The sequence below is a fragment of the Kitasatospora sp. NPDC032150 genome, assembly GCF_055579945.1.
Map to the genome: position 1 here is coordinate 72,695 of NZ_JBVIMH010000035.1, position 7,750 is coordinate 80,444.

General features: G+C 70.5%; 9 protein-coding genes. 5 read left to right on the plus strand and 4 right to left on the minus strand.

Annotation, left to right across the window (positions count from 1 at the left end; all coding sequences use genetic code 11):
* Positions 1-108 precede the first annotated feature (108 nt).
* Positions 109-630, plus strand: a complete 522-nt coding sequence (locus tag ACZ5ON_RS29880) for a hypothetical protein (RefSeq protein ID WP_465599239.1) — start codon at positions 109-111, stop codon at positions 628-630.
* A gap of 82 nt (positions 631-712) precedes the next feature.
* On the opposite strand, the gene ACZ5ON_RS29885 is transcribed toward ACZ5ON_RS29880, so the two are convergent.
* Both ACZ5ON_RS29885 and ACZ5ON_RS29890 read right to left on the minus strand, forming a co-directional pair.
* Entirely contained in the window at positions 713-1,141 is a 429-nt protein-coding gene (locus ACZ5ON_RS29885; RefSeq protein WP_465599241.1) for an Hsp20/alpha crystallin family protein, read from the minus strand.
* Between the two features lie 201 nt (positions 1,142-1,342).
* The gene (locus tag ACZ5ON_RS29890) at positions 1,343-1,483 is read right to left on the minus strand and encodes a hypothetical protein (RefSeq protein ID WP_344639399.1); all 141 of its coding nucleotides are present in this window, start codon (positions 1,481-1,483) and stop codon (positions 1,343-1,345) included.
* Positions 1,484-1,917: 434 nt separating this feature from the next.
* Here ACZ5ON_RS29890 and ACZ5ON_RS29895 point away from each other — a divergent pair, with 434 nt between their 5' ends.
* Positions 1,918-2,181: a hypothetical protein gene (locus ACZ5ON_RS29895; protein WP_465599243.1), complete on the plus strand. Its 264-nt coding sequence runs from the start codon at positions 1,918-1,920 to the stop codon at positions 2,179-2,181.
* 80 nt (positions 2,182-2,261) lie between these two features.
* Here ACZ5ON_RS29895 and ACZ5ON_RS29900 read toward each other — a convergent pair whose 3' ends face one another.
* Together ACZ5ON_RS29900 and ACZ5ON_RS29905 are read right to left on the minus strand one after the other, a co-directional pair.
* Positions 2,262-2,420 carry a hypothetical protein gene (locus ACZ5ON_RS29900; RefSeq protein WP_465599245.1) on the minus strand — a complete coding sequence of 53 codons (159 nt, stop codon included), beginning with the start codon at positions 2,418-2,420 and terminating at the stop codon, positions 2,262-2,264.
* Positions 2,417-3,082: a recombinase family protein gene (locus ACZ5ON_RS29905; protein ID WP_465599247.1), complete on the minus strand. Its 666-nt coding sequence runs from the start codon at positions 3,080-3,082 to the stop codon at positions 2,417-2,419. Before ACZ5ON_RS29905 ends, ACZ5ON_RS29900 begins: the two co-directional genes overlap by 4 nt.
* 126 nt (positions 3,083-3,208) lie before the next feature.
* Here ACZ5ON_RS29905 and ACZ5ON_RS29910 point away from each other — a divergent pair, with 126 nt between their 5' ends.
* From ACZ5ON_RS29910 to ACZ5ON_RS29920, 3 genes are all read left to right on the plus strand, one after another.
* The gene (locus ACZ5ON_RS29910; RefSeq protein WP_465599249.1) at positions 3,209-3,817 is read left to right on the plus strand and encodes a Rossmann-fold NAD(P)-binding domain-containing protein; all 609 of its coding nucleotides are present in this window, start codon (positions 3,209-3,211) and stop codon (positions 3,815-3,817) included.
* A 568-nt stretch (positions 3,818-4,385) separates the two neighbouring features.
* A complete protein-coding gene (locus ACZ5ON_RS29915) occupies positions 4,386-4,871 on the plus strand; it encodes a Tn3 family transposase (protein WP_465599251.1) in 486 nt (161 codons plus the stop codon).
* A gap of 639 nt (positions 4,872-5,510) precedes the next feature.
* Positions 5,511-7,631, plus strand: a complete 2,121-nt coding sequence (locus ACZ5ON_RS29920) for an N-acetylmuramoyl-L-alanine amidase (protein ID WP_465599253.1) — start codon at positions 5,511-5,513, stop codon at positions 7,629-7,631.
* The last annotated feature ends 119 nt before the right edge of the window (positions 7,632-7,750 follow it).

The following is a 7,750-nucleotide window of genomic DNA, read 5'->3' on the forward strand; positions in this document are numbered from 1 at the left end:
GAAAGGGGAAAAAAAAAAAAAAAAAAACCAAAAAACCCCCCCCCCCCCCCCCCCCCCCCCCCCCTCCCCCCCTTCCCCCCCCCCCCCCCCCCCCCCCGGCGCCGCACCGTGAGCGTTCTGCTGGCGCTGGCCGCGCTCACCGGTGCGGCCGGCTGCTCGGAGAACTCGGACGACGCGAGCCGTCTGGGACAGGTGCCGATCCCCAGCGCGCCGGCCTCGCCGATCGTGCCCACCGCGTCCCAGGGGCACGCGCAGCTGGTCGCGATGGGCGACGCCGTGGCACTCGACCTGGGCACCAGCCAGGGCCGGATCGCCGCCACCGGCCCCGATCTGGATCTGCCGGCCCCCTCGCCGGGGAGCGCTCCGCCCGAGCGCTCGAAGGGCACCATCACGGTCCGGCTGCACGCCACCGCCGGCAGTATCGACCTCGATCCGGCCGCCTTCGCCCTGACCGACGAGCTCGGACACGCCGTGCCGTTCACCGCGGACCGGCCGTCGGCGACCGCGAACCCGGCGCAGGACGCGGTCTTCACCCTCTCCGCGGTCTTCGACGCTGGCCACTCGACGTTGAGCTGGTCGTCCGCCGGCAAGCCGCTGGCGACCTGGGACTTCGAGGTCGAGCTCGACTAGGGGTGCCGTCGGACTTCGTCCGGTGTCGGCATGGTCAGGCGGCGGCCGGGCGCGGTTGGACGTACCCGGCCGGCGCCCGTCCTCACTCGTCGGTCTCGCGGCTGATCGCGATCCGCCGGGACGGCTTCTCGATCGGGCCGATCGGCGCCTTCACGGTCAGCACGCCCTTGTCGTAGCTCGCCGTGATGTCCTGCTCCCGGACTCCCTCTGGCAGCCGGACACTGCGGGTGAAGGAGCCGTAGCGGAACTCCGTGCGGTGTTTCTCCTTCTGCTCCTCACGGCGTTCGGCGTGGATCGTCAGCACTCCGTTCTCGACCGTGATCTCGATGTCCTTCTCCGGATCGATCCCCGGAAGCTCGGCCTTGACCACGTAGGACCCGTCCTCCTTGGTCTCCTCGACCCGGATGACGTGTTCGTCGGCCATCAGACGCAGCTCGGTGGGGAAGTCCTCGAACAGCTCCGGGAACGGAGGCCACCAGTGCGGACGCCTGTGGAGCAGTTCGCCTGCCATCTCGGCCCTCCTCACTCGTCGGGATTCCTCCTTCCATCCTGCTGCGCGGGTGTGCTCGCTGCGAGGCCACCGTGTTCGGCGGCAACGGCGGTCACGGAGAGCACCGATCCGCCAACATCGCTGGCCGATCGCACACTTCAGGCGAGGAACACCGTGCGGCCCACCGCGCCGGGCACCGGAGGGGAGGCCGCGCTGGGCGGCTCACATCTCGGGTTCCCCGTCCTCGACCCGGTACGTCCTGGTCCACGTCTCGCCGCAGCGGCAGTGGAACTGCTCCACCAGCTCGCCGTGCTCGTTCACCCCGACTCCGCCGCCGAGGCGCACATGCACGTGATCACTCATGGTCCACCGCTTCCTGCTTCGTATCGGAACAGATTCCTCCCATGGTCCATGAGCACGGGCCGCCACGGAAGGCCGCCGGATACGGATCCCGCTCCGTGAGACCGGTGCCGGCCCGGCCGTGCGCCGAGGCGCGGCACGACAGGGAGGAATCCCAACCCTCAGGCCGAAACATCACCCCGGCTGCCGGGCGTCCACCTACGGCAAGCAGGTCACCACTCAGAGGACGGCTTGCTCTCGACGAACAGCCTGCCGACCGGGCCCTTGGTGTAGGAGCGGCGGAGCGCCGGACCTCTCCAACAGCCGTGATCACGGAACGGGTTCCGCTCGATGCGACGAATGGTCCGGTACGGCCGGACCGCCCGCTACCGGGCCGGGCGCCGCCCGCCTGGCGCACCCCGTCGGCGGGCAGCGCGGGCCACACGTCCCTCACTGGCGTGACCGCCTTCATGGTGGGCTACGACCAGGCGGCCCAACGGCATGGCGGGCCGGGCCTCGATGGTTGGCGTGAATGGCTGATGGCCAACTATCCGGTCAGCGGCAACCTCGTCTGGGAAGCCCAGATCCGGCAGGTCGCCCTGCCAGGCTGGGAGGGCGGCTGGGACCTCACGCCAGAGCAGGAAGCGCACGTCCTCAAGGTGCTCTTCGAGCTGTTCGACAAGTTCCTCGCTGAACGGGATGGCGCCGCTTCGGGATCGTGAGGCGCCTTCCACGACCGAGGTATGCCGGTGAGGTCGACCCACGGAGGCTCATGAGCGCGGGCCAACTGAGCCGCTCAGTCTCAGCACCACAGCTGGCCGTCGTCGGGCTCATCAGCCTCCGGCTCCTTGTGCTCCCGGTCGTCGCTGTCAGTCCAGGTGCCGAACGGTCCGGGCAGGCCGGGTTCCTCGGCGCCGAGCTGGAGGGCGCCGCCCTTGAGCCGGCGCGGGCCGGGGATCACCGGGCGCCGCCGTCGAGCTGGGCGGGGATGCGGCTGGCGCGGAGCTCGCGCAGGTCGGGGATGTGGTTGTACAGCGTCCCCGGGCTGATCTTGAGGAGCTTGGCGATCGCGGTGATCGAGAGGTCGGGGTTGGGCAGCATGTCGCGCGCGGCCTTGATGATGTCCGGGTTGACCGAGGGCCGGCCGCCGACCTTGCCGCGGGCGCGGGCGGCGGCCAGGCCCTCGCGGGTGCCGGAGACGATCAGCTCGCGGACGAACTCGGCGAGGGCGGCGAAGACGTGGAAGACGAGCCGGCCGCCGGGGGTGGTGGTGTCCAGGCGCTCGTGCAGCGAGGTGAAACCGATCTCCCGGCGCCGGAGCTCGCTGACCATGTTGATCAGGTCCTGAAGAGAGCGGCCGTAGCGGTCGAGCGCGGGGACCACCAGGGTGTCGCCGCGCTGGAGGAAGGCGTGGCACGCCTGCAGCTCCGGGCGGTCGTCGTCCTTGCCGGACTTCTTGTCGGCGAAGATCCTGCGGCAGCCGGCCTGGTTAAGGGCGTCGATCTGGCGGTCGAGCTTCTGTCCGCCGGTGGACACCCGTGCGTATCCGATGCGGATCTCGGTCCGAACGGCCGGTTCGGCGACCAGGAGTTCGAACTGGTCCGGTTCAAGTGGCGTGCTCACGCCCGGAATCCTCTCAGAAAAGGGTGGTCGGAGGTTCTTGAACCATCCGGGTTTCTGAAGGGGTTTTTGAAGGCCGTGCGGATCTTTTCGATCTTGGTCCGGCAATCTTCAGTAAACGTTGGTTTGTTGAAGATCGAGCTGTGTGCTTCTGGCCGCTGGCGCCGCTGGGATGGCGAGCGATCCCGATTACAGGGGCCCGCGGCGAGACGGCGGGGTCTCGATGATGAGGGCGATGCCGGCTACGGCATCTACCCGGTGCGCGACAACACCCAGCTGAGGATCACGTTCGGCTTCGCAGGCGAACCGCTTCCCGCCGGCCACCGTGACGCCGAACAGCACAAGCAATTCGTCGCCGATCGGATGGCAACGCTGCGCTGGGAGACCCCGAGGCTCCTGAAGGCCCTGAGGGAGGCAGACGACTTCTACTTCGACGCGATGACGCAGGTCCACATGGACCGCTGGTCGAACGGCCGCACCGTCCTGCTCGGCGACGCGGGCTACTGCGCCTCTCCGCTGTCCGGCCAGGGAACCAGCCTCGCTCTCGTGGGAGCCTACGTACTGGCCGACGCCCTGCGACGCGCGGACGGCGACCACCGAACGGCCTTCGCCTGCTACGACAAGCGCATGCGCCCTTTCGTCGAGCTCAACCAGGCGCTCGCCACTGAGAATCCTGGCGGACCAGCTGCCGAAGCCTCCGTCGAACGGGCCAAGAACGCGATCGCACTCGACGACTGACGATCCGGTGAGTCGAGGTGGCTGCCGCAGCCTGAGTGGTCACCGCGGCGTCCAGCTCAGCCCCCAGTTGCTGGCCTGGGCCGACGTGGTAGTCGCCGTGGACCAGGCCGTCCTGGACTCCCTGCGCGAGCTCGCCGACGAGGGCGGCTGTACTTGGTCGGCGGGACGTACCCAACCCGTGGCAGCAGCCCGCCGAGGCGTTCACGCCTGCGTGACCGTCGTGAGGCCGGCGCCGACCGGCACCTAACCCGCGTGTAGAACTTTGAGCACGCCGAAGGGCGGCACCGGGGACCAGGCAGGCCCGGGCCGCCCTTCGACCTGTCCGGGCGGGGGTGGCTCGGCTCCACCAGACCACCTGGCCCAGCGGGGCCGTTCTGCGATATCCGCCACCGGCGAGGCGGACGGTCACTACCGTCCCCAGCGATTGCCGGTCTTCGTGGGAGGGGCACACCGGTGGGGCGGGCTCGGTGACCGCCCGCTCGTCGGGCGCGGCGTGCTCGCCCGTCGCCGCCCTCGCCGGCCGGCTCGCGCCGGCGGCCGGTGCTGGCCGCGCTGCTGTTCCAGCGCGATGCGGGTCGGCACCGCCTCCGCCGAGGCCATCCTGCGGCGCTTTACCCGCACGGCCTCCCACCCCGTCTACCAGGCCATGCTGGAGGTCGGACGTGCCCAGAAGACCGTCTTCGTCGCCCGCTATCTGCGCTCGCGCGACCTGCAGCGCGAGATCCAGGAAGGGCTGAACGTCGTCGAGGGCTGGAACGGCGCCAACGACATGATCTTCTTCGGGAAGAATGGCGAACTGTCCAGCAACCGCCGTGACCAGCAGGAACTGTCCGTCCTCGCGCTCCACCTGCTCCAGGCAGCGCTAGTCTTCGTGAACACCCTGATGATCCAGGACCTCCTGGCCGAACCGGAGTGGACGGGCGTCCTCACCGACGAGGACAAACGTGCCCTCCCCCCGCTGTTCTGGATGCATGTTCAGCCCTACGGCGAGGTACGGCTGAACATGGGCAACCGGCTCCAACTCTCCGCCCCCGAGCCGGCCGACGCGGCGTGAACGGTCGGCCATGCCGCTCAGCGCGATACACTCTGAGCACGGCGCCCTGGGCCTTACCCTGGGCGGCCTGGGCTGCGAGGGCCGCCTCACCTGGGAGCAGATCCACCGTGCCCGGCCCCGCGTGCCGCTGACCTGTCCGAACCCGAGTCACCGGCAGGTTCAACTCTCTGAATGAGTTCGAGATCCTCGCCCGCATCTGGCCCGCCGGGGTCTGGGTGCCACAGGAAATGACTCCGCAACAGCTTCACTGCGACTACACCGGGCTACTTGTCACTTGGTTCGCCGCTCGTTAACGGCACCCCAAGACGGACACGTCAACTCACCTTCAGGAAAAGGGCGGTGGGCATCCCGGGGATACCCCGGCCCAGGAATCCGGCAGGCGGCGATCGCAGACCGCCGAACCCTCGGTCAACGTGTCGAGCAGACTGACGCACCGATCAGAAGATCTGGGCGACGAGGTGCCTCTTCAAACGACGCAGAGCATAGTCCCTCCGCCGAGCCGGACCCGAACCCTTTGCCAGAACTTGACCGCCAACACCCTTGGCGGCACTCGCCCCACCTGCGTACAGGAACTCATCTGCGGCCACCTCCGGGAGTGTCACCCAGGTGACACACCGTCAACTACGGTAGAACCGTGGCATGCACCGCTCCCCGGCCGCCGCCTCCCGGCCCGTTGAGACCTCGCCGGCCACCCGCCGCCCGTCGCTCCCGCCCGGTGCCCGCCGTTCGCGCCGGTCAGCCGCCGTGGTCGCCCTGGCCACCGCCTGCGCAACGGCCTGCGCCACCGGCTTCGCCCCACCGGCGGGCGCCACCGTCCCGACGGACCAGGTCCTGCAGCGGCAGTTCGCCGCCGCGGCAGCGGAGTTCGGAGTGCCGCAGCGCCTGCTGCTGGCACTGGCCTACCAGCAGACCCGCTGGGAGTCGCACCGCGGGCAGCCGAGCACCACCGGCAACTACGGCCCGCTCGGGCTGACCCAGGTGAACGCGGCCGCCGTGAACGCCGCCGCCGAGCACCCGCAACCCGGGACACGGGGGCGCGGCGACGACCGCCCACCGCCGCAGCGCTCCGCCACCCCTGCCGCTCGGCGACTCGTCGACTCCCCCGCGCTGCACACCCTGGACGCCGCCGCCGAGTTGATCCACCGCCCGGCCGGGCAGCTGCGGAGCGATCCCGCGCAGAACCTCCGCGGCGGGGCGGCGCTGCTGGCCCGGTACCAGCGGGACGTCGGCGGACCGCGCTCCGCCGACCCAGGCGCCTGGTACGGCGCAGTGACCCGGTTCGGCGCGGGCAGCGCCACGGGGTCGGAGGGCGCGGCGGCCGGCCGGGTGTTCGCGGACCGGGTGTACCGGACCGTACGCACCGGCGCCTCCCGGACCACCTCCGAGGGTGCGCGCATGGCGCTGCCGGCCGACCCGGGGTTGGTGGTCACCCGGCCGCCGGGCCCGCCCGTGGCGAGGGCCGAGCGGCAGACGCCCGAGTGCCCGGAGAGCCTCGGGTGCGACTTCGTCCCCGCCGCGTACGCGCTGACCGACCCGAACGACCCGACCTCGTACGGGAATTACAACCCGGCCAACCGCCCCGATGACGGCCAGCAGATCCGCTGGATCGTCATCCACGACACCGAGAGCAATTACGCCGGGGCGCTCGCCGCGTTCCAGGACCCGCGCGAACAGGCCAGTGCACACTACCTGGTACGAGCCTCGGACGGGCAGGTCACCCAGCTGGTGCGCGCCCGGGACATCGCCTGGCACTCCGGCAACAAGACCGTCAACATGCACAGCGTCGGGATCGAGCACGAGGGCTTCGCTCTTCCGAAGGACCGGCCGACCTGGTACTCGGAGCAGCTGTACCAGTCGTCGGCCGAGCTGGTGCGCTATCTGGCCGCGCGGTTCAACGTCCCGCTGGACCGGCAGCACATCATCGGCCACGACGACGTGCCGGGACCGACCCAGGCCGACGTCGCGGGGATGCACTGGGATCCGGGGACGTTCTGGGACTGGGACCACTACCTGGAGCTGCTGCGGGCGCCGCTCGGGCCCGGCGCCGACGCCCCGCCGAAGGCCGGTGACACCGTCGTCATCGCCCCGGCCTTCGACTCCTCCAACCAGCCCCCGGTCAGCGGCGTGCCGAACCGGCCGGAGAACTTCGTCTACCTGCGCACCCGACCGGCCGCCGACGCCCCGCTGATCAACGGCGGCACCACCAGGGCCGATGACTGGAGCGACAAGGCGGTGACCGGGACCGGTTACGTCGTCGCCGACCAGCAGGGCGACTGGACGGCGATCTGGTACGACGGACAGAAGTGCTGGTTCTCCAATCCGAACGGACGCTCCGCCCGGACCGAGCCGGCGGCCACCGACCAGGCGGAACCCGACCAGGCGGAACCCGACCAGGCGGAGCCCGACGGTACGGCCGGGCGGACGGTACTGACCCCGCGCCCCGGCCTCGCCTCGATCCCGGTGTACGGCCGGGCCTACCCCGAGGCCGCCGCCTACGCCCCCTACCCGGCCATCAAGCCGCTGCCGGTGGTCGCACTGCAGGCCACCGTCCCGGCCGGGCAGGCCTACCTCGCCGCCGCCGACACCCCGGAGCCCGGCGACTACTTCTACGACCAGAACATCGACGGCGACGCGCCCGACGACCGGACCCTGGTGGTCGGGAAGGACACCTACTACCCGATCCGCTACAACCACCGGCTCGCCTTCCTGCGGTCCTCCGACGTCCGGGCGGTCCGGCAGCGCCCCGGCGGTACCCCGTGAGTTGACTTCCGCTCTCCCGGCTAGAGCCGGGGGATTCCTACCACGGTCGTCTGACCGTCTCGGTGGGTTCCTGCTTCTTCGCGCTGCGCCGGGACAGGTCCCGGTCTGTTGAGTCGGCA

Bases quoted from the DNA above. Each gene is read 5' to 3' on its own strand.
- ACZ5ON_RS29885 (WP_465599241.1), bottom strand. From the start codon at position 1,141: ATGGCAGGCGAACTGCTCCACAGGCGTCCGCACTGGTGGCCTCCGTTC.
- ACZ5ON_RS29890 (WP_344639399.1), bottom strand. From the start codon at position 1,483: ATGAGTGATCACGTGCATGTGCGCCTCGGCGGCGGAGTCGGGGTGAAC.
- ACZ5ON_RS29915 (WP_465599251.1), top strand. From the start codon at position 4,386: ATGCGGGTCGGCACCGCCTCCGCCGAGGCCATCCTGCGGCGCTTTACC.
- ACZ5ON_RS29920 (WP_465599253.1), top strand. From the start codon at position 5,511: ATGCACCGCTCCCCGGCCGCCGCCTCCCGGCCCGTTGAGACCTCGCCG.